This is a genomic window from Sporosarcina sp. E16_8 (genome assembly GCF_017347095.1).
In the GTDB taxonomy this organism is placed as follows: Bacteria; Bacillota; Bacilli; order Bacillales_A; family Planococcaceae; genus Sporosarcina.
In genome coordinates, this window is the sequence record NZ_JADPRZ010000010.1 from 1 (window position 1) to 25,162 (window position 25,162).

Sequence of the window (25,162 nt, forward strand, 5' to 3'; positions counted from 1 at the left end):
CTTGCTTATATGCTCGGTTAGCATGCTATATGATCGGTCGGCTTGCTTATATGCTCGGTTCGCACGCTATATGATCGGTTCGCACGCTATATGATCGGTCGGCTTGCTTATATGCTCGGTTCGCACGCTATATGATCGAACAGCAAACCTATATGCTCGGTCTCTCACGCTATCAAATAACCCCCCTATCTAAAAACAGAAAAAGGACTACCCTTAAATCGGATAACCCTTTCTCTATTTATTTATTAAACCAACTCTTCAACAAGCTCACGCATCGTGCCGTTCTTCGCTAAATTCGTATGCCAAGAGAATGCTTTTTCTAAGATATGTGGCGTATGCCCACCTCTTTCAAGCGCCTCTTGGTAATATGCACGAAGTTGCTCACGGTACATTGGGTGTGCGCAACGTTCAATAATGAGTTCAACACGTTCCCTTGGAGCAAGTCCGCGTAAATCCGCATAGCCTTGCTCTGTCACAACGACATCAACGTCATGCTCTGTGTGGTCAACATGCGAAACGAACGGGACAATACTTGAAATATTACCGCCTTTTGCCACTGATTTCGTAACAAAAATAGCAAGACGTGCATTGCGGGCAAAGTCTCCTGAGCCGCCAATGCCGTTCATCATTTTCGTACCAGAAACATGTGTTGAATTGACGTTTCCATAGATATCGAGTTCAAGCGCCGTATTGATGGATATCAAGCCGAGGCGACGGATAATTTCCGGATGGTTCGAAATTTCCTGTGGACGCATAATTAACTTATCTCGATACTTTTCAAAGTTATTAAAGACGTGATCCATCTTCTCTTCAGATAATGTAATTGAAGCACAAGAAGCAAAACGAACTTTTCCTGCATCAATCAAGTCGAACACAGAGTCCTGTAGTACTTCTGAATATACTTCTAAATCCTTAAACTCTGAGTTGATCATTCCGTGAAGAACCGCATTCGCTACCGATCCGATTCCTGACTGTAACGGTGCTAAACTTTCTGTTAACCGACCCGCTTGAATCTCAGTACGAAGGAATGTTAATAAATGCTCTGCCATGATTTCCGTTTCTTGATCCGGCGCTACAATCGTAGATGGAGAATCCAGTTGATCCGTGAAAACGATTCCTTGCACCTTTTTCATGTCAATAGGAATTCCAATCGTACCAATTCGGTCATCTACTTTCATTAACTGAATCGGCGACCTTTCACCTTGTTTACCTGGATCGAATAAATCATGCAGCCCTTCCAATTGCATAGAGTGCGCCATATTAATTTCAATAATTATTGCTTTTGCATGTTGTGCGAACGTCAATGAGTTGCCGACCGAGGTCGTTGGAATAATCATTCCGTCTTCAGTGATTGAAACCGCTTCCAAAATTGCGAAGTCAATTGGCTCGACGACTTCCGCGCGAATGAGTTCTGCTGTATGCGACAAATGATGATCTACAAATAGAAGTTCACCGTCATTAATCTTTTTCCGCATTGTCGGATCGGCTTGGAATGGTAATCTTTTATGTATAATATCAGCTTCAGCAAACAGTCGATCGATATCAGACCCTAACGATGCGCCCGTAAATACATTCACTTTGAATGTTTCTGTTTCCGCACGTTTCACCAATGCTAACGGAACCGCCTTTGCATCACCTGCACGTGTAAATCCACTTAACCCTAGCGTCATACCATCTTTAATCCAAGACGCCGCCTCTTCTGGCGAGACAACGACGTCTCTCAATTGAACATTTTTAATACGATCCATATGATTTCCCATCCATAGACGCCCCAATTCATAACCTTTAGTTAATTTTAACTTAAGCACTTACATGAATGAGGAATTAAGGGCTGGACAAGGAATTAACCGACAAAGCACTAAATTACGCGATTAAAGCAGCACGAATCAAGTTAAAACCCTAAAAGTTTACGAAAGTAACTTGAATACGATTGGCTAACAGGAATTCTTGATCCATTATTCATTTCTAAAACAAAAGTCGAGTGCATATCAGGATAAATACCCTTGATGTGATGGACGTTGACAATAAAGGAGCGATGGCATCTTACAAATGACTCGCGCGGCAATAGATATTCAAATTCTTGTAATGTATTTTTATGAGTCCCTGAAATACCCTCCGCCATCACATACGTTTTTCGGTCACTCACTTCTATGTATTTCACGTTCGCGAAAGGGACTGGAATCCATCCATCATGCGTTTTAACGGTAACGACAGATTTCCCATCCGTATACACTGGGTAAATTGCAGTTACACATCCCTCTAGTTTCCCGTCCTTATAAAACGGAACCGCCATTCCGTGATAAGGGATACCAAACACATCGCGGTTGATGAACTCCGACACTTTTAGTTTGTGGGAAATCGCCTTCTGCGCAATCGTACCTTCCTTCACGGGATCACCCGGGCTAATTTTTAAATCAACCCGCTTGCTGGGCAGATAATAGAGGTACTCTTCCGTATTTGACACGGCTATAGAAATTTCATCCGAAAATACTTCTCCAATAACATCTAACAGTGCACTGATACTTAGTTTCTCCATTTTTATTTCCCCTTTTGCTCATTTCACGATTTATTCTTTTGCGTTCTCTCTATTATACTAGATACTAAATTGATTTGGAAAAACACCAGAATAATCCTTTTTGAAGTCAATATACATCTAGATTACGGGGCGTTGTTGTATAATTGATTGTACAACTTCCTGTATATTGATTATAATAACACTATCATAAATATAAAATTGTGATAATACAGAAAACTAACAAACAAGGGGGAATAACCATGCATGTAAGAGACTTGCTACTGGAGAGACTTGGTGTCTCTACTGTAAATAACAATCAAACTGTAGGCGAAGCGCTAGATGTAATCAATGCGAGCGGATACAGATGTATTCCGGTCGTCGACAGTGAGGACAACTATAAAGGTATGATTTATAAAGTTCACTTGATTGAATATCTGTATGAAGAAAACGGCGAGAAAAGCGAGGAATTTGATCATTTACTGAAGCATCAGGATACATTCATAACTGAACGTTCCTCCTTTTTAACTGCCCTCATCAAAATTAAGGCATTGCCTTTTTTAAGCGTTGTCGAACACGGCAAACTTGTTGGGATTTTAACACACAACAAAGTTGAAAGTGTACTAGCGGATGCCTTCGGATTAAAAACGGGGGGAATCAATCTTACAATATCTTCGACTGAAGCCAAAGGCATGATTGAAAAACTAACGAAAACGCTACGTGGCGAAAATATTGAAGGCATGTTCACGCTGGATAACGGTTCTGTCCTTGCCAGAAGAGTAGTCATCACACTTGAAAGTGGAATGACCGATGCAGAAATCGAAAAACTAACCGAAAAACTTGAAAAAGGCGGTTTCAGGATTCTGCAAGTTGATAAAATCGAAAAAGTTGATTGAGAGATAAACTGAAAAGCGTTGCACACATTGTAGAATGTGTGCAACGCTTTTCAGTTTTATCATGTCGTCGTTGTCTCCACATCCGGTTCAGGTACCCGGGAGAGAATAGTGATCCCGATAATGAACAGAATAACCAGGCTAAATACCCCGTATGCGGAGCTTCCTGTCAGTTGTGCAGTCACCCCTACAAGTAAAGGGCCCATGACCGACGCAAATTTACCGAAAATATTATAGAAGCCGAAAAACTCATTCGATTTCTCTTTTGGAACAAGTCTCGCAAAATACGAACGACTTAGCGCTTGAATACCGCCCTGTGACGTCGCAACAAGCATCGCTAATACCCAGAAATCCATTGTTGTTTTCATGAAAAACGCATAAATACAAACAATGATATAGACACAGATTCCTACGTATAGCATCTTTTTCCCCGTGAACTTCTGCGCCAATTTACCATAAAGAATCGCAAAAGGCGCTGCCACAACTTGCGTGACAAACAAGATAATAAGAAGGTTTTCTGCGCTAATCCCTAAATCCGATCCGTAAGCCGTGGACATTGAAATAATTGTTCCAACTCCGTCTATATAAAAGAAATAAGCCAATAAAAATAAAAAAACTGTACGGTATTTGCGGATTTCTTTAAATGTACCGCCGAGACGTCTGAAACTGCTTGCCAATAAATTCGGTTCACGCTTAATACCATGGATTTGATGAACATTTTTGACCATCGGAATTGTGAACACAAACCACCAAATCGCTGTAATGACAAAGGCTATCCTGCTTGCGGTTGACGTCGTGAGTGGAATAATCTCTTTACCAGCCAAAAGAATAATAGCAATGCTGATTATGAATGGAATCGTGCTCCCAATATACCCCAACCCGAAACCTCTTGCCGATATCTTGTTCATTCGCTCTTCTGGTGTAACGTCTACTAAAAATGCATCGTAAAATATATTCGCCCCGTGAAAACCCACGGCGGTGATGGTGTAAATGATCAATAACCACAGCCAATTCCCACTAGGTACAAACGCCAATGAAACCGTCGCAGCTGTCCCCATTAGGAAAAAGAATAGAAAGAACTTCTTCTTTAATCCTTCATAATCCGCAATTGTCCCCAAAAGAGGCCCAATCATCGCCAGTATGAATGTCGCAATGGCAACCGTATATCCCAAATACGCAGTCGAATTCGACATACTCACACCGGCGCCTGTTGCAACCGCCTTATAATAAAGCGGAAACACCGCAGTCGTGATAATAATCGAATACGCTGAGTTTGCCCAGTCATAGAAAATCCAACTGTTCTCCTCTTTACTGTACTTCTTCACGCCCTCATTCCCCCTCTCACTCCCTACTTACAGTGTACAATAAGGGTTGTTGAAAAATAAGGAAAAATCAAAATTTTACAATTGCACAACTTTACTATTCTGCGATAAATACGTATGTTGACAACGGTTTAATCACATGATCCTTTTGCGCTTCTTCTAATAAAATTACTTCAGATTGAATAAGTGATTTTAGTTTTCCAGGCAAATCAACAAGATTATTAATTTCCACCTTGTAATTCGTTAACGTCATGTCAATTTCCCATTTCGCATCTTGCAACTGGGGCGAATGAATAGATTGCTCTTCTTTAATCGTCCAGCCTGCGTTTTCTACAGCACGCTTAACATCAGCCGGCGTAAACAGTGTACGCACATTCGAAAGACTACTTTCTTTGAAACACTCATACTGGGATTGAATAAACACAGCCAAGAAATGCGGGTATTGCTCAATCATTTGAATTCTTGAATCCCACTCAGCAAAACATAATATCTTGCCCCATTTTCTACCCTTCTTTAAAATCCCCTCGAGTTCCTCGAATGATTTTAAGTACCAAGAACAATGTGAGAAAACAATATAGTCGAAACTATTTTCAGGAAAATCTACCTCCGCCGATAAAACATCAACGTTAAACTCCATTTTAAGTTGTTTTCCTAACTTTGACTGCTGTAAATAACGGGCAGAATCACCTACTGTTATCGGGGCACCGTAATCTGGTGACGCAATATCTATACCATGGATAAACCCTTGTTCTCCGACGATGTACGCTAACGCAGCCGTCGTGTCACCTTGGCCACAACCGATTTCTAAAACATTACTTCCTTCTTTGATTCCCCAGGATTCAACGAGCTTAAGACGATGCTCCGTCTGAATTCGTTGAATCTTTTCACCCGAAGCCATACATTCTACAATGTCTGTAATCACGTAATCTTTCATTTACACACCTCATTTTATGGACATATTTAGGTGCACGACCTCCACCCAAATACCTTTCTAAAGCTCTTTTCGCCAAAATCTCCTATTTCCCCTTTTTTATGCAAGTATCAAGTACCAAAAAAAGTCACTTGCCTTTAGTATGCAGTTCAAATGACTCTTCCAGGTCACCCCATTTCACTTTTACTTGTATCACTTCATCTTCTCTCACTATTACTCCGCCTTTTGAAGCCCCGCTTGCTGTAAATGATAGAACTTCAGGGGGCCCATCGAATTCTCTCGTCGTTTCCCCACTACTCGAAGTTGTTTCATGGGCGTATTTAAGTTTTCTTATTGAAGACAACTCCTCTAAAGATCCTTTGTATTTCAATATAAATTGATAGCTATCTTCGCTGGAGTACGTTCTATTGCCGTTATCTTTCCTCCATACTTCTGTTCCGGTATAAACATATTCGGCTTCCCAGTGTTCACTTTCTCCCTTAAATTTATAATCATTGTTAGTCGTTTCCGCACAAGCCGTTAATACCAATACTGTAAATAATAACATGAGTATTTTTTTCAATTTACTTCCCCCTGTCTTGAAAGTCTACTTTCCTAAAACAGAAAATCTTCGTTATTAATCACAAGCTATACAGTTACCAAATTATTACTAGCTATACTACCGATTCACTATACTACTTACATTTTCAACCTTGGAATCCCTCTTTTCTTCGTGTTTTTATTGATTACTGCAAGATTTGTAAACTCATTCACGTCACCAATATCTATGCTATAGTAAAAGCACAACTGAATAACGTGTAGAAATTAGGTGCTTTTTTACCTTTGTATAAAAGCTTAAAAGGGAAGTTCGGTGGAAAACCGACGCTGTCCCGCAACTGTAAATGGGAGTGCTCTTTTCAAATCCACTGTTCGTTACGAATGGGAAGGGAAAAGAACGCGAAGATCATGAGCCAGGAGACCTGCCTATTTCAGTACACACCAATAACCTACGCGGATAGGAGGTGTTAAGTGCGGCTATGATCGAGCAATTACTTGTAAAAGCCGCCGTACGAAAGAACGTAATCGGGAAGAAACATAAGAGGACTCAATACCTCTTCTTTCACTATGCAGTCAATAGTGTTCTTCTGTTTACGAACCATTCGTTACGGCAACAAGCGACCATACAGATTTACGCATACTAGCATCTTCCTGATATTTAACTAGGAAGATGCTTTTTTATTTCCATAAAAGAGAGGGATTTTAGCCAATGAAATTTGGAACAAAAGAATATTACCTGGACGCATTCAAACATGTCTTAATGACAAACCTCATCGTAAGCGAATCACAATCACTGTCTTCAACCCAGTCCTATTATGAAGAGCAAATCGGAAAAACAACGACTATAAATGAAGAGGAAAAAAGCCTTTATTCGCGTAATCTCCAAAAAGCATTTGATGAAATCAAACTCGAAGTAATTGGTTCACCAGAAGACTAAGCTAAAAAAGACATCAAAAAAAGCGTGGTAGTCATAATAGACTTTCCACGCTTTTAAGGTATTTACAGTTCCTGATAATTTCTTTGATGGTTTCCACCGTCTTTTACATCGGCATGATACAACGCTTTCAACGCGAAACTTTTCTCCAGGTCAAGCTCTCCCATTATCTGTTTCAGACGTTTTGTCAGCTCTGGATCGTTCTTCACAAGCTTCTCCATCTTCGTTTTTGAATACTTCATAATCTAATTCCTCCCTCACACTAAATTTGTCTTTTCAGTATAACACCTATTTAACCCCATTCGCCCAATTCAGATTTGCTATACTACTGGTAGTAGCAAGAAACGGACAGGAGCGACATTATGTATAAAACAATTGGCATACTTGCACACGTAGATGCAGGAAAAACAACTTTTTCTGAACAACTGCTTTATCACACAAAAAGCATTAAACAAAGAGGACGCGTGGACCATCAAGATACCTTCCTTGATAGCCATACAATCGAAAAAGAAAGAGGCATTACGGTTTTTGCAGACCAGGCGTCCATTTCCTATAACGGATCCACCTACTACATTATTGATACACCTGGGCACGTCGACTTTTCTCCTGAAATGGAACGCGCCATTCAAGTGATGGACTATGCCATTATTATCATAAGCGCAAGCGACGGCGTCGAAGGCCATACTGAAACTGTTTGGCAGCTACTGCGAAAACATCAAGTGCCTACGTTCTTTTTTATCAATAAAACGGATCGTGAAGGAACGGACATTGAAAGCGTACTCCATGAAATTCGCGCCAATCTATCGGAAGACATCTGTGATATTACCTCCTCTTTTAATGACGGTGTCATGCAAGAGGAACTCATTGAATTTATCGCAGAACGTGATGAACCACTTCTTGAAATCTATATGGAATCAGGTTACGACACGAATTTGTGGCTTGCAACATTAAAGAAAATGATTAGCGACAATAAAGTCTTCGCTCTTTCCAGTGGTTCTGCACTCAAGGACATTGGCGTTATGACGTTTTTCGAGAAGCTCGATGTATTGACATCAACTTCTTACGATGATGACAGTGATTTCGCTGCACAGGTCTATAAAATTCGCCATGATGACAGTGGTAATAGGGTCACTTTCCTTAAATCATTAAGCGGCACGCTAAGTGTCAGAGACGAAGTAAACTATGGTGATTACACGGAGAAAGTTACACAGATACGCGTCTATAACGGTAATAAGTTCAAAGCAATCGACCATGTGCATGCCGGTGAACTGTTCGCCGTTACCGGATTAACGCAAGCATCCATTGGTGACGGCGTTGGAGCGCTACAAGAAAAAGCCACCTTTGACATGATTCCTACCCTTAAGTCGAAAGTGATTTTCGACGCTTCCATCCATGTCAAAGAAGTGCTTCGATGCTTTAACCTGTTAGACGCGGAGGACCCCTCTTTGCGCGTTTTTTGGGATGAACACTTTCAAGAAATTCATGTTCATGTTATGGGCGTCATCCAGCTTGAAGTACTCCAACAAATTGTTAAAGAGCGTTTTTCGATTCAAGTTTCTTTCGGCGAACCTAAAATACTTTATAAGGAAACCATTGAAACAACCGTAACGGGTTATGGTCATTTTGAACCTTTAAGGCATTACGCGGAAGTCCATCTATTAATCGAACCAGGTGAAAGAGATAGCGGCATACAGTTCTATAACGTCTGCCATGCAAATGATTTACTTATTGGTCACCAAAACGTAGTACGCAGCCATCTATTTGAACGAGAGCATCATGGTTTATTAACCGGTTCAGCCCTCACAGATGTCAAAATAACGTTACTGACGGGACGAAGCCATAATGAGTACACGTCTGGGGGTGACTTTAGAGAGGCCACTTTCCGGGCTCTGCGACAAGGTCTAGAACAAGCTACCAATACGTTGCTCGAACCCTACTACGATTTCAAAGTAAAAGTGGATTTGGATAATATGGGACGAGTGCTGTCAGACATTCAACAAGCACATGGCAGCTTTGACGCACCAGAAACAATTGGTGAAAAAGTAATTGTAAAAGGGCGCGTTCCAGTCGCTACATTTATGAATTATAGCGCCGCCTTTGCTTCGTTCACTCACGGAAAAGGGACGCTTAGCTTGTTATTCGGGGGCTATGACCGCTGTCACAACCAGGATAATGTCATTGAAGAAATCGGTTATAACAAAGAAGCGGATCCTGAATACTCGTCCACCTCCATTTTCTTGACCAAAGGAAAAGGCTATTCAGTCCCGTGGGATGAAGCCGAGAAGGCAATGCATTGTTTATAAGGGAAGACTTTATGATTGTTTTCTTCAATAGGTATATTACTTTCGGCATCTTTCGACAATTTACAATAAAATGTGATTGACTTTCCTTTCAAATGAATATACTATTACTAGTATTCTTAATTTAATAAAAAGCCTCTTATTAAGAGCGGCAGAGGGACTGGCCCTACGATGCCCGGCAACCATTCGCGTTTAATTTCTAAACAAGAAAGGTGCCAAATCCAGCAAAGTACTTTGTACTTTGAAAAATGAGAGAAACACTTGCAGCATAAGTGTATTCAATCCTCTCTTTGACGAGAGGATTTTTTTATTCTCATTTGATTTATACATAAATAAATAGAAGGGAGAGAGTGATATTACACAATCAATCGTTCAAGGAGCACCCGGCAATTACAGAATCGGTGAAAAGATACTGATGGAACTAGAAACTCTTTTATCGGAGCTAGGCGTTCAAAAACTCCATATTGTTTCAGGGAAAAAGGCGTGGAATGCTGTACGCCCCTACTTACCTGATGAAATCGTAAAGAGAGCAAGTGCCAATTCCACATTTATCGAAGGACATTGTACTTTACAGACCGTTGAAGATATCGCTAATCAATTATCTTTAAACGCAGTGGATGCAGTAATTGGTATTGGGGGCGGAACAGCTTTAGATATTGCTAAGGCTTCAGCTGCAAAAGCTGGAATCAAATCAATCTTAATTCCAAGTATTGCTTCCACCTGTGCTGCATGGACTCCGCTTAGTGTGTTTTACGATGAAAAGGGAACTTTTACACATTATACGGAATTCCCTCTAGCGAATACACTTGTGCTTATTGAACCTTTGATCATTGCCAAATCCCCTATTCACTATTTAAAAGCTGGCATTGGAGATACCTTGGCAAAGTTTTATGAGGCCGATGCGTTAATTGAGTCATTTTATAAAAATATGGAGTTTCCCGTTTGGCTTAAAGTTTCACAATTCTCGGCAGCCATATGTAGGGACGTCCTTCTAAAAGATAGTAAGGCTGCACTAGAATCTACTTCAACAGGCACTGTTTCCGATGAATTAGTCCGCGTTATCGAAGCCATTATCATGACCGGCGGAATGGTTGGAGGATTTGGTGGCAAAGCGGGACGAGTAGCGGGCGCTCATTCCATACATAACGGACTTACCGAAGCAAAGGAAGTGAAACGCTTTCTACACGGGGAGCTCGTTGCATACGGAATACTAGTCCAATTGGCTTTAGAAGAAAAAGAAGATGAACTACTAAAACTAATGGGCTATTATCTTGAATGGGGATTGCCAATCAGTTTAACAAATTTAGCAATTGATCCCAAAGATCATGTTCTTCTAACAAGAATTATTAAAAAGGCTTTGTTGCCTCAAGAATCTATACACTTTATGGATACAAAGATTACTGAAGAAAGCGTGCTAACTGCAATGCAGAAAATTGAACAGCTACATTATTCATAAGCACCAACAAAAAACAGAGATGGATAGGAGAATTCATATGAAAAAGTGGTTGTTAGCTAGTTTATTGGTTTTAGTTGTTGGGGCGCTTACAGCTTGTGGCGGCAAGGATAAGTCGGAAGGATCAGATTTACTAAGCGATGGTAAATTAGTTGTCGGCGTAACGGCAGGCCCTCACGAACAGATTGTTGAAAAAGTAAAAGAACTGGCAGAAAAAGACGGATTGACTATTGAACTAAAAGTGTTCAATGATTATGTAATGCCAAACGTAGCTTTAGCTGAAAATGAAATTGATATAAACAGTTTTCAAACTGAATCTTTCTTTGATCATATGGTAAAAGACCGTAATCTGGATCTAGTAAAAGTAGCAGACACAGTTACCTTCCCTATGGGTGTTTACTCATCTAAAGTAAAGGCTATCGGCGAACTGAAAAACGGTGCTAAAATCGGATTACCTAGTGATCCAACAAACAGCGGCCGTGCACTTTTGCTATTTGAACTTGCCGGTCTTATTACGATTAAAGACGGTGTCGGTCTAAATGCAACGGTAAACGATATTGATGAAAACAAGAATAATTATGCATTTATTGAACTTGATTCCGCACAAATTGCTCGCCAACTAGATGAACTTGATGCTGCAGCTATTAATACTAACTTCGCAATAGAATCCGGTCTTTCTCCAACAAAAGATTCGATATTTATTGAGCCAAAGGATTCTCCATTCGCGAACCTTATTGCCGTAAGAACTGAATCTAAGGATGAAGAAGTTGTTCAGCAGTTTATAGATTTGTATCGTTCAGAAGAAGTAAAGAAATTCATCGAGGAAACATTTGATGGAGCCATTATTCCTTCCTGGTAATTATTTTCGCTGAATATACCTGTTTCTTTATTTCAAAATAAATAGTGAGAAAGTAAGGAGAGGACGCTTGCATTTTTTTTATGCTTATGCGCCTCTCTTTCTCGAAAGGTGTGACATACGTGATTAGATTGGAAAATGTTTCGAAAGTATTTACGGTAAAGAGCAAAGAGGTGAAAGCCGTCGACAATGCCAACATTCATGTTAAAAAAGGCGAGATTCACGGTGTCATCGGTTACAGTGGTGCTGGAAAAAGCACCTTAATCCGATGTGTGAACTTACTTGAACGGCCAACGAGCGGAAAAATAGTCATAAACGGTGAAGAAATAACCACGCTCTCCCCTAATAAGTTAGGCGCTACACGCCAAAAAATAGGGATGATTTTTCAAGGCTTCAACTTGTTGAAAACGGCAACCGTTTACGACAACATTGCCATTCCGTTAAAACTTCTCGGGGTCAATAAAGAAGAAGTAAAAGCACGTACAGAAAAGTATTTAGCAATTGTTGGTTTACAGGATAAGCATCATCATTATCCTTCTCAATTGTCTGGTGGCCAAAAACAGCGTGTTGCGATTGCCAGAGCATTGGCACAAGAGCCAGAAATATTGCTTAGCGACGAAGCGACAAGTGCACTTGATCCCGAGACGACGGATTCCATCCTCGACTTACTATTAAAAATAAATGAAGAGTTTGGCATTACAATTTTACTCATCACACATGAAATGAACGTGATACAAAAGATTTGTGATTACGTTTACGTACTCGAAGGTGGAAGTATTGTGGAACACGGCACAACGATCGGGCTATTCACAAATCCACGTCACCAAACGACGAAAAAGTTTTTAAACACCATTTCCCAACGTAACTTATCTGCAACTTTGATTTCGCAATTGAATTTGTCCGGTTCGGTTATAAGGCTAACCTTTACTGGCTTGGTTACAGGAAAACCGTTACTTGCTGAGGTAAGTCAAAAGTTTAACGTGAAGCCGAATATATTGGCTGCGAATATCATCGAACTAAAAAATGGCGTGATTGGGAATTTAGTCGTTCATATTATCGGCGAAAAAAGCGATGTCGAAAGTACTTTGCGTTTCTTACAAGAACAAGGTGTCGGCACAGAAGAATTGAGGGATGAAAATTGAGCGAGTTTATCGAGAAGTGGTTGCCTCAATTCCAACAAGCGACTGTCGAAACTTTTCAAATGGTTGGGATATCGCTTTTGTTTTCTATTATTATCGGGATTCCTTTAGGGATTTTATTGGTGCTTTCAAGACCCGGACAAGCACTAGATAATAAATGGTTAAACCATCTATTAAATTTAGTCGTTAACATTGTCAGGTCCGTTCCATTTATTATTTTATTATTTTTCATCTTGCCTTTCACGAAACTGATTGTAGGCACGACAATTGGGGTGCAAGGCGTCATCGTCCCCCTCGTAATCTATACTTCTCCATACATTGCCCGCCTAATGGAAACGGCATTATTGGAAGTCGAAAATGGAGTAGTAGAAGCGTATACGGCGATGGGCATTAAAACAAGACACATCATTTGGAATGTAATGCTGCGAGAAGCCCGCCCATCCATCATTTTGGGGTTAACAATTGCTACCGTTAGTTTAGTCGGTGCAACCGCAATGGCAGGTCTCGTCGGCGCCGGAGGTCTTGGTGATTTAGCTTATCGCTATGGCCATTTGAGATACGAAGTTGATGTAATGTACGTAACCATCTTTATTCTTATCATCCTTGTTCAAAGTATCCAATCGCTCGGTAACAGGCTTGCTACACGTCTGAAAAAGGATTAATTCAAGGATCTATGTGTTTTTTACAAAAAGAAAACAAAATTCCTTACGAAGGGTATGAATCCACTTGACGTCAACTAGAAACAACGACTTACTCTTACAAAATATTAACCCTACTGAATCATTTCCAATTTCATTCGATGAATTGGAAGCGGCCGCTAAAGAAAAGATGTCCGCTGGCGCATTTGGATATATCCAATCTGGGGCGAGTGGCGAAGAAACACTTCGAAAAAACGTCTCTTCTTTTTCAAAGTTTTCCATTGTCCCTCGATTTCTAAATGATGTTTCTACATTAGATACATCTGTAAAATTATTCAGCCATACATATCCTTATCCTTTGCTAATTGCACCTGTGGGCATGCAAAAAATCGCACATGAAGATGGCGAGATTGCTACCGCTAAAGCAGCAGCTGCACTAGGCATTCCTTTCATTCAAAGCACGGTATCTGGTTATTCAATAGAAGAGGTTGCAGAAGCTACTAGCGACAGTCCGAAATGGTTTCAGCTTTATTGGTCAAGTACCAATGATGAAATTGGTTATAGCATGGTCAAAAGGGCCGAGGAAGCGGGTTTTGAGGCTATTGTATTAACAATTGATACAGTAATGTTGGGCTGGCGTGAAGAGGACGTACGCAATCAATATTCCCCTTTAAAGCAAGGCTTTGGCAAAGCAAACTATGAAACAGATCCGGTGTTTTTGTCCTCCATTCCAACTACTGATTTTGACTCTATCATTCAAGGGATACTGGATAACGTTTACCACCCTACACTAAGTTGGGCACAAGTCGCGGAGTTAAAGAAAAGAACTTCATTGCCAATCCTCTTAAAAGGGATTTTACATCCGGAAGACGCAAAACTCGCAATTGAAAACGGCATTGATGGAATTATCGTTTCAAACCATGGGGGGCGTCAACTTGATGGGGTAATTGCTAGTATTGAGGCTCTACCGGCAATCGTAGAGGCGGTAGGTGGCAAAGTTCCTGTACTATTAGATAGCGGAGTCCGACGGGGCATAGATGTCGTCAAAGCACTTGCACTAGGTGCTGATGCAGTTTTAATCGGTAGACCTTTCGTGTACGGTCTAGCGGTAGGCGGACAAAAAGGCGTTGAAAAAGTATTGGAGAATATTCTACAAGAAATGAAAGTTTCCATTTCACTATCGGGTGTTACTGATCTAAAAGATCTTCGCGACTTACTAATTACGAACTCACCCAAGGTTTTTTAAGATAACGAGATACTACCCATTTCTTCATCGATAAGGGAAAAGTAAAGCCACGTTCTGCCTGGAACGTGACTTTACTTTTCGTCGGATTAATCTCCAAATCGGTACACCAAAAAAAGTTCGTTAGGGTCTTTTTCATGCATGCTTGATACCTTCACTCCCTTTATCAGTTCAAAAGGGGTACTCGTTTCAAGAAACTCAATATAATCACTCGTCGGATAATAAAGGATGATATCCACAGGCCGTTTGTACCGTTCCACTGACCGCAGAATATTAGCAATGACCGTCATAAAAATCTGGATTGAAAATGGATTGAAGAAATAAAACCGGTTATCCTCCGTCTCCACATCATATTCCTCTGCCAGACAGCATTCAAAACGGATGGTCGCACTTGATCGTCTGACCTTTTGCATATAACTTTCTTGGTTTTCAAGCGCCTCCTGATACAATTGCCCACTCATTTCTATCCCTGTAACCGAAACACCACATCGATTATTTATATAAAATGGCAGCCTGCCTTTGCCACACCCAAAATCCACTATTCTGTCGGTTTTCTTTAATTCATAGACCTCGAAAAATTCATCCAATGCCTTATAGGGTGTCGCTTCGTAGCGGTTATAATGGGAGGACTGATGCAGCCATTCCCGCACTCCTATGGTTTTAATGCGCAATAACCGATCGCATTCTTTATCATACATAGCCATTCCTCCCAACTTGTTTATACCCATTGTATCTTAACGACAGAAAAAAACCTGGACATTTTTAAAACAGATTCCAGTTTTTTCGTGTATGTATTTCGCAGGCTTTATTTTACCATCATATCTTAGCATTTTTAATAAATTGAATTATCCACTTATTGAGGGCGACTAGTATGGTATAATCCTCCATATATCTAATTACCGATAAATAAAAGTAGAACAGAAAGGAACGGATTCATTGGAAACAAAATCATTACAGACGTCTGTGACATTACTAGCAGGATTTCAATGGCTCTTCTTTATGTTTGCCAATACGGTCGTCATTCCTATTTCGGTTGGCAGTGCTTTTCAGTTGGAATCCATTGAAATTGTATCTGCTATCCAACGCTCCTTCATTTTTACAGGAATAGCCTGTCTGTTGCAAGGACTAATTGGGCATCGATTGCCAGTAATGGAGGGGCAATCCGGGCTGTGGTGGGGCGTCATTTTAAGCTTAGCTGCTATGGCCAGTACGATGAATCTTGAACTGACTACTATCGGCGGCAGCATAGCAGTTGGGATTATAATTTCTGGCCTTCTCGTTGCGATTTTCGGCATTTTGGGTATGGGAGAAGTTTTAAAAAAATGGTTTACACCAGTAGTAATGTTTGTTTTTCTTCTATTACTTGCTAATCAGCTCATCACTATTTTTCTAAAAGGAATGATTGGCCTCAATGTAGGAGATTCTATAGATGTAAAAGTCGCCTGTTTTTCATTTACTCTCGCCGCACTAACAATCCTTATCCATGTAAAAGGGAAAGGAATTATCAGTAGCTTGAATTTACTCATCGGAATGACAGTCGGGTGGATTGCCGCCACATTGCTGTTTCCAGTAGAAGTAACAGAGACAATTAAAACGCCCCCTTTCCTTACCTGGTTTCCTTGGGGGCAACCCGCTTTTGAGTGGGGCATTGTCATCACAGTCGTCATTGCAGGATTATTAAACACCACAAATACAATTGCTACACTAAAAGGTGCAGAAGATATTTTTGACAAGGAGACAACTCCTAAGCAATACCGTGCCTCCTTCTTACTAACTGGTTTGTTATCGGCATCTTCTGGCGTACTAGGATTGATTCCCTATGCACCATACGCTTCATCATTAGGATTTTTGCAGTCAACTGGGATTCGTGAAAGAGCACCATTTTTTGTAGGGTCCATGTTATTCATCCTCTTGGGGTTGGTTCCGCAATTAAGTGCCTTTTTCTCAACAATTCCGCATAGCGTTGGGAACACAGTACTGTTCGTTGCTTATTTACAGTTGTTCCGTTCAGCAATTCGAAACATCGAAGGGCTGACATTTGAACCCACAAGCGTCTATCGCATTGCATTGCCTGCGCTATTAGGGTTAGCGATTATGACATTGCCTGCAACGGCCTTCACAACAATTCCACAGCTTATACGCCCCATCCTTTCGAATGGCATGCTAATGGGGCTTTTGGCTGCACTCTTTATGGAGTTTTTGCATTATCTCGGTCCTAGATTTCAACAAAGGCAATGATTAAAACCGTGAATGAATTCACCCGACGAAAAAGCACATGATTTCAAAAGTTTTCTTCTCTGTCATCATGTGCTTTTTCGATTGCAATTGTATTTAGTTTTATTTATGGCATGATAGCTTAGCTCCCACTTCCCCGCGCAAACCCTATACTACCTTTTGACGGAAAAACCATTCGCCAACCTATGAGAACCACTGCAAGAAGGAGAACGATATAGACATAAATACCATAGTTGAATGGGGTGGCAATGAGATGACCCACTACAAACACACCGGTAACCAAACTTAGCAGTAGCATTTTAGCCCCTCCTGCATCTTGGGTAAATTCAAATGACTTGGAAAAAGGATACTCCTCGTCGTTAATAAGCTTATACGTAACGAGCGTTTGACCAATTCCAGCTAATAAAACCGCGACTAAGTCAGGTAGTATTCTCACTGTGAAAATCCATGTAAACACGACACTTAGTACTAAAAGAATAGGCACATATAACTTCACCAAAAATGCTTTTAATGTCCCACTATAAGCAGTGGACATCTGCTGGATCGGCGTTGCCTTGAAAAGCCAACTGCCTTTATAACTTCCCGAAAACTTCAGCATATGTACAATATTTGGAATCATCAAATTGCAAAAGTAAATGAATAAAAACATATTCCCCGTTGAAATATCCGCAAACGTTCGCTCCCGTAATTCACTGAAGATGAAAACGAACGGAAAAACAAGCGACATGCCGAGCGCAGGATACACTTTTAGCTTGAATTCCCTTTCTTGCTTCATCATAAGCGCGGCAAAACGAAAAAATACTCTCTCCTCATTGCGCCGGCAAGTAATTCTTGCCCACATCTCATCCAGTCTATTTCCTTTCTTTTTTCTTTTTCTAGTATCGCTCATTAACTTTTCTAAATTTCGTTCAAAAGAAGGCATCAGCCGGGCATAACAATAAATCGCAAGAACTGGAATACAGACAGCAAGAATCGTAAAAATAATCGTGTAATTGGTCACATTATGCGCTAGCAATAATTCAAACGGTGCACCATACCAAATCGGTGGTATAAAAAGGTGCCACCAGCTAAATGTATACGTAATATCTAAATCAACGAACCCAAAGGATCGAATTAGCAGTTGATAGCCAATGACTACACCAATTGACAAAAGAATTTGCACGTAGTTAATGATGTCCTTTAGTCTCTCACCATCAAAAAATCGTAAGACAAACAAGTACAGTAGCGAAGTTACAACAACGACAAAAAGCATGACTAACAATAGCTCTGCTAGAAATATAAACATAAAAACAATGCCGTGTCTAAAAAGGCTGACGAGAAGCGGAATTGTGACAAATGCGCCTGTAATGAAAGACATATAAATCATGACATGGACAATTTTAGCCGCACTAATTGTCTTCCCTCTAATCGGTTTCGTTTGTAAAATATTTTTGTCCCTCACATCGAGCAATACAGACGAAAAGTCAGAAATCATCGATGTCATTAAAATAAACATAATCATGCCAAAGACAATGCTCATTTGAAAGATATAACTGTCTCCCAGCACTATAAATGGGATTAGCATAAGCCCGTATAATCCGTAGATCCAAAGAGATTTTAGAAACTGATTACCGTCCTTCTTTTTTCTCGAATCATTAAAAATTGTTGGTACTCTTCTTTCATCCATCGTCAATTTAACGCGTAAGATTTTTTGCATTGCTTCATAATCGATACCAAACTTTAAAAACATTTTTTTGAATAAAGCGAGGAATCTCAATGATTGAAAGTTACGCATGCGCCTGTTCCTCTTGAACAATTGAAACAAACTTTTCTGCTCTGTTTTTATGTTCGGTAAACCCAGTCAATTGATTGAAAATCTCCGCAAGAGTCCCTTCTTCACTCATTTCTTGTAACTCCTTAAAACTCCCATCTGCAACAATCTCACCTTTAACAAGCAAAACAATCCGATTGCTAATCTTCTCAACGAGATCCATGATATGTGAAGAATAAAAAATTGTTTTTCCTTGTGCTGCGAGTTGCAACAAAATCTCCTGGATGACCATCATACTGTTTGCATCCAACCCGCTTAACGGTTCATCTAAAAATAATAAGTCGGGATCATGAAGTAAACTCGAAATAATGAGGACCTTTTGCTTCATTCCTTTTGAAAACGAGGAAAGTCTCGTATGAATAACGTCTCCTAATTCAAATTCCTTCATTAATTTCGTCGCTTTATCTTCTGCATGAGCTCGGTTCATTCCGTAAAGCTCGGCAGTAAATATCAGATACTCACTCGCCGTCAAATTATCATACGCCTCCGCATTTTCCGGAACATAGCCAATTTTTCGTTTGTACGATGGGTCGCCCGAAGCAATATCCTGACCAAAAATTTCAACTTCACCTCGGTAATTATCAATTAAGCCTAGCATGATTTTAACTGTTGTACTCTTTCCCGCACCATTAGGGCCGATATAGCCGATAATTTGCCCTTTGGATACTTCCAAATTCACACCATTTAGCACACGTTTTCCACCATAATCCATCGTTACATTTCTGAGGGACAATATCTTTTCATTAGTAGTTCCCACTCACTCACCCCTTGAACATAATTATGCTATTATTCTAACACTTAGCCACAATTATTTGTGAAAGTCTTCCTATTTAACCCAAAAACCAGGGAGTTTCAATAAACCAATAAGGTTCGAGAAACTGCCTGCTTTTTATCTTTCTTATATGTCAAACACCGCGGGTAAAGTATTGAATGATGGGGTATCCTCATATCATAGGAGGAAAATTATATCACGTTTTCCATTGCTCGCTATCCAAAGGGCAACATGCTGTTGGACATTTCAACTTCAATAAAGTGGAGAAAATTCACACCTGTATATTTTCTATAATCTCAACAAATTTTTTTGATGCTCGTGATAGTGGTACACTTTTTAAAAAGCACACGCCTATACTTCTCGTTGGTATTTCTTCAATTAATTGTACTTCATATAATAGTCCTTTATTTAAATACTCTTGGGAAAATTCTTTTGTCACACATGCTATCCCTAAATTTATTTTAGCAAACTCCAATAATAAGTCATGTGAGCCTAATTCAAATTCCGGCGAAATCTTTATACCTTTAGAAATCATATAATCCTCTACATACTTTCTCGAGTTTGATTTCGATTCAAGAAATATTAATGGGAGCTTTACTAATTCATGTAGGCTTAAGGGTTTAGCTAATATTTTCTTAAACCTTTCCCCATAAACAAACGTGTCCTGGATATCAAAACATGGCCTCAGTTCTAATGTAGGATCATCAATCGGGAAGTTACAAACAGCAATATCTACCCCTCCTGATTTTAAAATCGAACAGAGTTCCACTGTTGTACCATTCACGATAGTAAATTTGATATTCGGATATCTAGTGTGGAAAGCTTCTAAATAAGGAAGTAAAAAATACCTAGAAATTGTATCTCCAACACCTATTTTTAATTCTCCCATCGTTAAGTTTTTAAATTCTAAAATCTTTTCTTCTCCCGCATGAATTAAATTAATAGCCGAATTTGCATATTCAAATAGAAGACTGCCTTCATTTGTTAAGGATACCCCTTTTGGAGTTCTATAAAAAAGGCGTGTATCTAATTCCCTTTCCAACTGCATTATTGCCTGGCTAACGGCCGGCTGCGTCATATAAAGATCTTTTGCTGCCTTGGAAAAACTCTCACTTTTGCCTACCTTACAAAAAATTTTATATAAATCTAATTTACTAACCACATAAGCACTCCTTATACCAACCATTCGTTATATTAATTTTACTTATACCACTAATAAGTTGTATAGTACAGGTAGACCGTTAGATAATGTAAATATACTTTGTAATAATAAGGAGCGATTCCATTGGGAAGAATAGTTGGAACAGTTGCAAGGGGTCTCCGTTGCCCGATAATAAACCGTGGAGATAATATTGAGGATATAGTTGTAGAAAGTGTGTTAAAAGCTTCCGAAGTTGAAGGCTTTGCATTTAATGATAAAGATATTGTTTCGATAACAGAATCCATTGTTGCTCGGGCTCAAGGGAATTATGCAACGATTGATCATATTGCTAAAGACGTTAGTTCAAAGTTTGGAGAAGAAACTGTCGGGGTAATATTCCCTATCTTAAGTCGTAATCGTTTTGCAATCTGCCTTCGCGGTATTGCAAAAGGCGTTAAAAAAATTGTTTTAATGCTTAGCTATCCATCTGATGAAGTCGGTAACCACCTAGTGGATTTGGACATGCTTGATGAAAAAGGAATTAATCCTTGGACAGACGTTTTAACAGAAGAACAATTCCGCGGTCATTTTGGCTATAATAAACATGCCTTTACTGGTATTGATTATATTGATTACTATAAATCATTAGTTGAGGAATACGGTATTGAATGTGAAGTTATATTCTCAAACAGTCCAAAAACGATTTTAGATTACACAAAACATGTTCTTACTTGTGATATACACACAAGATTTAGAACGAAAAAAATATTAAAAGCAAATGGTGGAATTACCGTTTATAGCCTAGATGACATATTAGCTGAATCTATTGACGGCAGTGGTTATAATGAAGATTATGGGTTGCTTGGGTCGAACAAATCAACAGAAGATGACGTTAAACTTTTCCCACGTAATTGCCAACCTGTCGTTGATAACATACAGCATATGCTCAAAGAAAAGACTGGAAAAGATATTGAAGTCATGATTTACGGAGATGGAGCTTTTAAAGATCCGGTCGGTAAGATATGGGAACTTGCGGATCCAGTCGTATCACCAGCTTACACATCAGGACTTGATGGTACACCTAATGAAATAAAATTAAAATATCTTGCTGACAATAACTTTGCCGATTTAAGAGGCGAAGAACTGAGACAAGCTATATCACAATTCATTACCGATAAAGACGAGGACCTTGTAGGATCGATGGAATCACAAGGTACAACACCTAGAAGGCTTACTGATCTTATTGGTTCTCTATCCGATTTAACATCAGGAAGTGGAGATAAAGGTACACCTATCGTCTTCATACAAGGCTATTTCGACAACTTTACAAAATAAAAATAAAAAAAGCTAGGCGCTGAGCCTAGCTTTTTTTTATTTAAAGCTTTTTAACAAATTCTGTTTTTAATTTCATTGCACCAATACCATCAATTTTACAATCAATATCATGGTCCTCGTCAATTAACCGTATCCCTTTTACTTTCGTACCTTTTTTAACGACTAACGAACTTCCTTTTACCTTAAGGTCTTTGATGACTGTTACAGAATCGCCATCATTTAAGACATTTCCATTTGAATCTTTGTAAACCTTCTGCTCTTCAACTTTTTCAGCTTCTGCTCCTAAAGACCATTCATGGGCACATTCAGGGCACACAAATAAATTTGCATCTTCATATGTATATTCAGAATTACATTTCGGGCAGTTCGGTAAATTAGGCATAATTCATTTCCTCCATTCGTTATATGCTTATATCCTCTCATAGTCTTCTCGTATTGACAAACCTTCCTGAAGTCCCTCTTTAAATATTTAGGCCATTCTCTCAACACAAAAACGACTAAAAAGGATTCTCTTAGTCGCTTTTGTGCTTGTTCCTTTACTATATAAGGTGAAGTATTGAATACGGTGTACAAACTGAGCGTAGGCGCCTTAAAAGGGGTAGCCAACCGAACAACGAAGAGTTCGGTTTGTATAATTTATGCGTACTCCGCATAAATTATACAGTTAATACCAATAAGCGATTCTATTATTTCCTGTGCCCGCCCCCGCGGGAGGCATCCCCGAGCGCCGAAGCGGATTCAATGGAATTCTTTATTTCAACCTATATATAGGTAGAAACTTACTTTTTCTCCAAAACCGCAAAGTAATTTTCTTCACTATCCGCAAAGTTAAACACTCTGCCAGAAGGCATTGTTACCATGTCTCCAACTGTAATCTGTTTTTCCTTAAAGTCTTTGTATAATTCATCAAGATTATTTGAGAAAAGCAGTAATGAAGGTGTTTGAAGATTTAATTCCGGCTGCATTTTAGCAATGAGTTCCTTATTGTGAAGTATGATAGTTGTTTCCGCATCCTTAGTTGGTGCGATTTCAATCCATCTCATTCCTTGGCCATTATCTTCTTCTGAAATGACGCTAAATCCTGCTTTTTCCGTCCAAAATTTCACTGCCTCGTCTTGGTTATTGACATATAGCATAATTTGACCAATTTTGGTAATCATATCTTCCTCTCCCTACTTATAGTTTTTGTGTGTACTTACGACACAGGTCTGCGAGACCATCTAACTAAGGGTCTTAATAAAAGAACCTTCAATCCAAAAAACAGATCAAAGGGTCTATATTATAGTTTTTCACTACTTTTTCTACATCAAAAAAAACCAGCTTTAGTCCGGCAAGTTTTTGCTTAGACCAAGCGTCTGTGCTGTTGACGTATGCATTTCGTCTAAAAGCTCTGGATGTTCCATTAGTGACATGCCATATGAAGGTACCATTTCTTTAAGTTTTGGTTCCCACTCTTCTATATGTTGTGGGAAGCATTTTTTTATTACCTCAAACATGACATGAACCGCAGTAGATGCACCTGGAGATGCACCGAGCAATGCTGCAATCGATCCATCTGCAGCAGTAATAACTTCCGTGCCGAATTGAAGTGTTCCTTTACCACCTGCCTCAGTATCCTTGATAACTTGCACACGTTGGCCCGCTACTACAAAATCCCACTCTTCGATTTTGGCGTTCGGGATAAACTCTCGTAACTCTTTCATGCGCTGTTCTTTCGATAACATAAGTTGCTGGATTAGGTACTTTGTCAATGACATTTCTTTTGCGCCTGCCGCTAACATAGTCAAAACATTATTCGGTTTTACTGAAGTTACCAAATCGAACATTGAACCCGTTTTCAAGAACTTGGGTGAGAAACCGGCAAACGGACCAAATAGCAACGACTTTTTATTGTCGATAAATCTTGTGTCAAGATGCGGAACAGACATCGGTGGAGCACCAACTTGCGCTTTACCGTATACTTTTGCATTATGCTGCGCTATAACATCCGGGTTATTACACACCATGAAGATTCCACTCACCGGGAATCCGCCAATATGTTTTCCTTCAGGAATACCGGTTTTTTGCAGTAAATGCAGGCTTCCGCCCCCGCCTCCGATAAAGACAAACTTTGCAGTATGACGTTCGATGCTACCGCTATCTACATTCTTCACTTTTAGTTCCCATGAGCCATCGTTCGTACGTTTTATAGCATCAACACTACGTTTGTAGTTGATATCGACATTTTTAGTCTGTAAGTGGTCAAATAACATGCGAGTTAAAGCACCGAAGTTGACGTCCGTGCCAGTGTCAATCTTTGTTGCTGCTATCGCTTCATTCGATGGACGACCTTGCATAATAAGCGGAATCCATTCCATCAATTTTTCCGGGGCATCGGAAAACTCCATCCCTTTGAACAGTGGGTTGTTTGACATCGCTTCAAAACGTTTCTTTAAAAACGCTACATTTTGTTCCCCCTGTACCATACTCATATGGGGTAAAGGCATGATAAAGTCCTCTGGGTTATTGATCAGCCCATTGTTTACAAGATAAGACCAAAACTGCATTGAAAGCTGAAACTGTTCGTTAATCTTGATAGCTTTGCTAATATCCACAGATCCGTCCGCTTTTTCACTTGTGTAGTTCAGTTCACACAGTGCCGCATGCCCTGTTCCCGCATTATTCCATTCGTTGGAGCTTTCCTCCCCCGCATTTGCGAGCTTCTCAAAGACTTTAATGTTCCATTCCGGTACTAATTCTTTCAGCATTGTCCCCAAAGTCGCACTCATAACTCCGGCACCAATTAAGATAACGTCTGTTTTAGTTTCTTGGTTGCTCATTTTTACCATCCTCATACCTTCATATTCGCAGAAAGGATGTAGGCGCGCTTTATAGCAAACTAAAGAGTGACCTAGTGACATACCTTTTCTGTCTCAATTATAACAACCTTATAATGTATTACAATTATTTATGGATCGGAATAACTTCTATTATATAGTAGTTGTAGTTTATTTAAAAGAATGGCGAAAAGTAGTTATTCCACAGCAACACCAAAAATTCGTGACCTTAACACAACTGCTGAAGAGATAAAGCTTTGATTTGCTGTTACCAGTGGGCCGCTACCTTATAATT

The 25,162-nt window shown here is 39.7% G+C and carries 23 protein-coding genes and 2 riboswitches; of the genes, 10 read left to right on the plus strand and 13 right to left on the minus strand.

Going from position 1 to position 25,162, the window contains the following annotated elements; all coding sequences use genetic code 11:
* Window positions 1–245 precede the first annotated feature (245 nt).
* Window positions 246–1,760 carry an acetyl-CoA hydrolase/transferase family protein gene (locus I2484_RS09385; RefSeq protein ID WP_207150781.1) on the minus strand — a complete coding sequence of 505 codons (1,515 nt, stop codon included), beginning with the start codon at window positions 1,758–1,760 and terminating at the stop codon, window positions 246–248.
* Window positions 1,761–1,891: 131 nt separating this feature from the next.
* Window positions 1,892–2,536 (minus strand): LytTR family DNA-binding domain-containing protein, encoded by a 645-nt coding sequence (locus I2484_RS09390; protein WP_207150782.1) that lies wholly within the window; start codon window positions 2,534–2,536, stop codon window positions 1,892–1,894.
* 239 nt (window positions 2,537–2,775) lie between these two features.
* Between I2484_RS09390 and I2484_RS09395 the strand changes: the two genes are divergently transcribed.
* Window positions 2,776–3,408, plus strand: coding sequence for a CBS domain-containing protein (locus I2484_RS09395; RefSeq protein ID WP_207150783.1), 633 nt, complete (start codon window positions 2,776–2,778; stop codon window positions 3,406–3,408).
* Window positions 3,409–3,467: 59 nt separating this feature from the next.
* On the opposite strand, the gene I2484_RS09400 is transcribed toward I2484_RS09395, so the two are convergent.
* The 3 genes from I2484_RS09400 to I2484_RS09410 form a co-directional block, all read right to left on the minus strand.
* Window positions 3,468–4,730, minus strand: coding sequence for an MFS transporter (locus tag I2484_RS09400; protein WP_207150784.1), 1,263 nt, complete (start codon window positions 4,728–4,730; stop codon window positions 3,468–3,470).
* Window positions 4,731–4,824: 94 nt separating this feature from the next.
* Window positions 4,825–5,661 carry a class I SAM-dependent methyltransferase gene (locus I2484_RS09405; protein ID WP_207150785.1) on the minus strand — a complete coding sequence of 279 codons (837 nt, stop codon included), beginning with the start codon at window positions 5,659–5,661 and terminating at the stop codon, window positions 4,825–4,827.
* A 124-nt stretch (window positions 5,662–5,785) separates the two neighbouring features.
* Window positions 5,786–6,220, minus strand: a complete 435-nt coding sequence (locus I2484_RS09410) for a membrane lipoprotein lipid attachment site-containing protein (protein WP_255551267.1) — start codon at window positions 6,218–6,220, stop codon at window positions 5,786–5,788.
* Between the two features lie 227 nt (window positions 6,221–6,447).
* Window positions 6,448–6,639: riboswitch (cobalamin riboswitch) on the plus strand.
* Between the two features lie 265 nt (window positions 6,640–6,904).
* Here I2484_RS09410 and I2484_RS09415 point away from each other — a divergent pair.
* On the plus strand, window positions 6,905–7,132 hold the full coding sequence (locus I2484_RS09415) for a hypothetical protein (protein WP_207150786.1): 228 nt from the start codon (window positions 6,905–6,907) through the stop codon (window positions 7,130–7,132).
* A 62-nt stretch (window positions 7,133–7,194) separates the two neighbouring features.
* Here the strand turns inward: I2484_RS09415 and I2484_RS09420 are convergent, their stop codons facing one another.
* Window positions 7,195–7,371, minus strand: coding sequence for a hypothetical protein (locus I2484_RS09420; RefSeq protein WP_207150787.1), 177 nt, complete (start codon window positions 7,369–7,371; stop codon window positions 7,195–7,197).
* A gap of 120 nt (window positions 7,372–7,491) precedes the next feature.
* On the opposite strand from I2484_RS09420, the gene I2484_RS09425 reads away from it, so the two are divergent.
* The 6 genes from I2484_RS09425 to I2484_RS09450 all read left to right on the plus strand — a co-directional run bounded on the left by I2484_RS09425 (window position 7,492) and on the right by I2484_RS09450 (window position 14,761).
* On the plus strand, window positions 7,492–9,432 hold the full coding sequence (locus I2484_RS09425) for a GTP-binding protein (RefSeq protein ID WP_207150788.1): 1,941 nt from the start codon (window positions 7,492–7,494) through the stop codon (window positions 9,430–9,432).
* A 133-nt stretch (window positions 9,433–9,565) separates the two neighbouring features.
* Window positions 9,566–9,684: riboswitch (SAM riboswitch) on the plus strand.
* Window positions 9,685–9,796: 112 nt separating this feature from the next.
* Window positions 9,797–10,885 (plus strand): iron-containing alcohol dehydrogenase family protein, encoded by a 1,089-nt coding sequence (locus I2484_RS09430; protein ID WP_346014175.1) that lies wholly within the window; start codon window positions 9,797–9,799, stop codon window positions 10,883–10,885.
* A 37-nt stretch (window positions 10,886–10,922) separates the two neighbouring features.
* The gene (locus I2484_RS09435) at window positions 10,923–11,741 is read left to right on the plus strand and encodes a MetQ/NlpA family ABC transporter substrate-binding protein (protein WP_207150789.1); all 819 of its coding nucleotides are present in this window, start codon (window positions 10,923–10,925) and stop codon (window positions 11,739–11,741) included.
* A 119-nt stretch (window positions 11,742–11,860) separates the two neighbouring features.
* Window positions 11,861–12,880 (plus strand): ATP-binding cassette domain-containing protein, encoded by a 1,020-nt coding sequence (locus I2484_RS09440; RefSeq protein WP_207150790.1) that lies wholly within the window; start codon window positions 11,861–11,863, stop codon window positions 12,878–12,880.
* Window positions 12,877–13,539: a methionine ABC transporter permease gene (locus I2484_RS09445; protein WP_255485811.1), complete on the plus strand. Its 663-nt coding sequence runs from the start codon at window positions 12,877–12,879 to the stop codon at window positions 13,537–13,539. Before I2484_RS09440 ends, I2484_RS09445 begins: the two co-directional genes overlap by 4 nt.
* Window positions 13,540–13,603: 64 nt before the next feature.
* Complete coding sequence (locus I2484_RS09450) at window positions 13,604–14,761, plus strand: alpha-hydroxy-acid oxidizing protein (RefSeq protein WP_207150791.1); 1,158 nt, start codon at window positions 13,604–13,606, stop codon at window positions 14,759–14,761.
* An 86-nt stretch (window positions 14,762–14,847) separates the two neighbouring features.
* Here the strand turns inward: I2484_RS09450 and I2484_RS09455 are convergent, their stop codons facing one another.
* Window positions 14,848–15,456, minus strand: a complete 609-nt coding sequence (locus I2484_RS09455; protein ID WP_207150792.1) for a class I SAM-dependent methyltransferase — start codon at window positions 15,454–15,456, stop codon at window positions 14,848–14,850.
* Between the two features lie 238 nt (window positions 15,457–15,694).
* On the opposite strand from I2484_RS09455, the gene I2484_RS09460 reads away from it, so the two are divergent.
* Entirely contained in the window at window positions 15,695–16,996 is a 1,302-nt protein-coding gene (locus I2484_RS09460; protein ID WP_255551269.1) for a uracil/xanthine transporter, read from the plus strand.
* Window positions 16,997–17,114: 118 nt separating this feature from the next.
* Here the strand turns inward: I2484_RS09460 and I2484_RS09465 are convergent, their stop codons facing one another.
* The 3 genes from I2484_RS09465 to I2484_RS09475 all read right to left on the minus strand — a co-directional run bounded on the left by I2484_RS09465 (window position 17,115) and on the right by I2484_RS09475 (window position 20,737).
* Window positions 17,115–18,767, minus strand: a complete 1,653-nt coding sequence (locus I2484_RS09465; protein ID WP_207150793.1) for a hypothetical protein — start codon at window positions 18,765–18,767, stop codon at window positions 17,115–17,117.
* Complete coding sequence (locus I2484_RS09470; RefSeq protein ID WP_218627971.1) at window positions 18,760–19,515, minus strand: ABC transporter ATP-binding protein; 756 nt, start codon at window positions 19,513–19,515, stop codon at window positions 18,760–18,762. The genes I2484_RS09465 and I2484_RS09470 overlap by 8 nt, the downstream gene beginning before the upstream one ends.
* A gap of 331 nt (window positions 19,516–19,846) precedes the next feature.
* Window positions 19,847–20,737 (minus strand): LysR substrate-binding domain-containing protein, encoded by an 891-nt coding sequence (locus I2484_RS09475; protein WP_207150795.1) that lies wholly within the window; start codon window positions 20,735–20,737, stop codon window positions 19,847–19,849.
* A gap of 123 nt (window positions 20,738–20,860) precedes the next feature.
* Between I2484_RS09475 and I2484_RS09480 the strand changes: the two genes are divergently transcribed.
* Entirely contained in the window at window positions 20,861–22,051 is a 1,191-nt protein-coding gene (locus tag I2484_RS09480) for a coenzyme F420-0:L-glutamate ligase (RefSeq protein ID WP_207150796.1), read from the plus strand.
* 40 nt (window positions 22,052–22,091) lie between these two features.
* Here the strand turns inward: I2484_RS09480 and I2484_RS09485 are convergent, their stop codons facing one another.
* The 3 genes from I2484_RS09485 to I2484_RS09495 all read right to left on the minus strand — a co-directional run bounded on the left by I2484_RS09485 (window position 22,092) and on the right by I2484_RS09495 (window position 24,870).
* Complete coding sequence (locus tag I2484_RS09485) at window positions 22,092–22,433, minus strand: zinc ribbon domain-containing protein YjdM (protein ID WP_207150797.1); 342 nt, start codon at window positions 22,431–22,433, stop codon at window positions 22,092–22,094.
* A 397-nt stretch (window positions 22,434–22,830) separates the two neighbouring features.
* On the minus strand, window positions 22,831–23,211 hold the full coding sequence (locus I2484_RS09490; RefSeq protein ID WP_207150798.1) for a VOC family protein: 381 nt from the start codon (window positions 23,209–23,211) through the stop codon (window positions 22,831–22,833).
* Between the two features lie 162 nt (window positions 23,212–23,373).
* On the minus strand, window positions 23,374–24,870 hold the full coding sequence (locus tag I2484_RS09495) for a malate:quinone oxidoreductase (RefSeq protein ID WP_207150799.1): 1,497 nt from the start codon (window positions 24,868–24,870) through the stop codon (window positions 23,374–23,376).
* Window positions 24,871–25,162 lie beyond the last annotated feature (292 nt).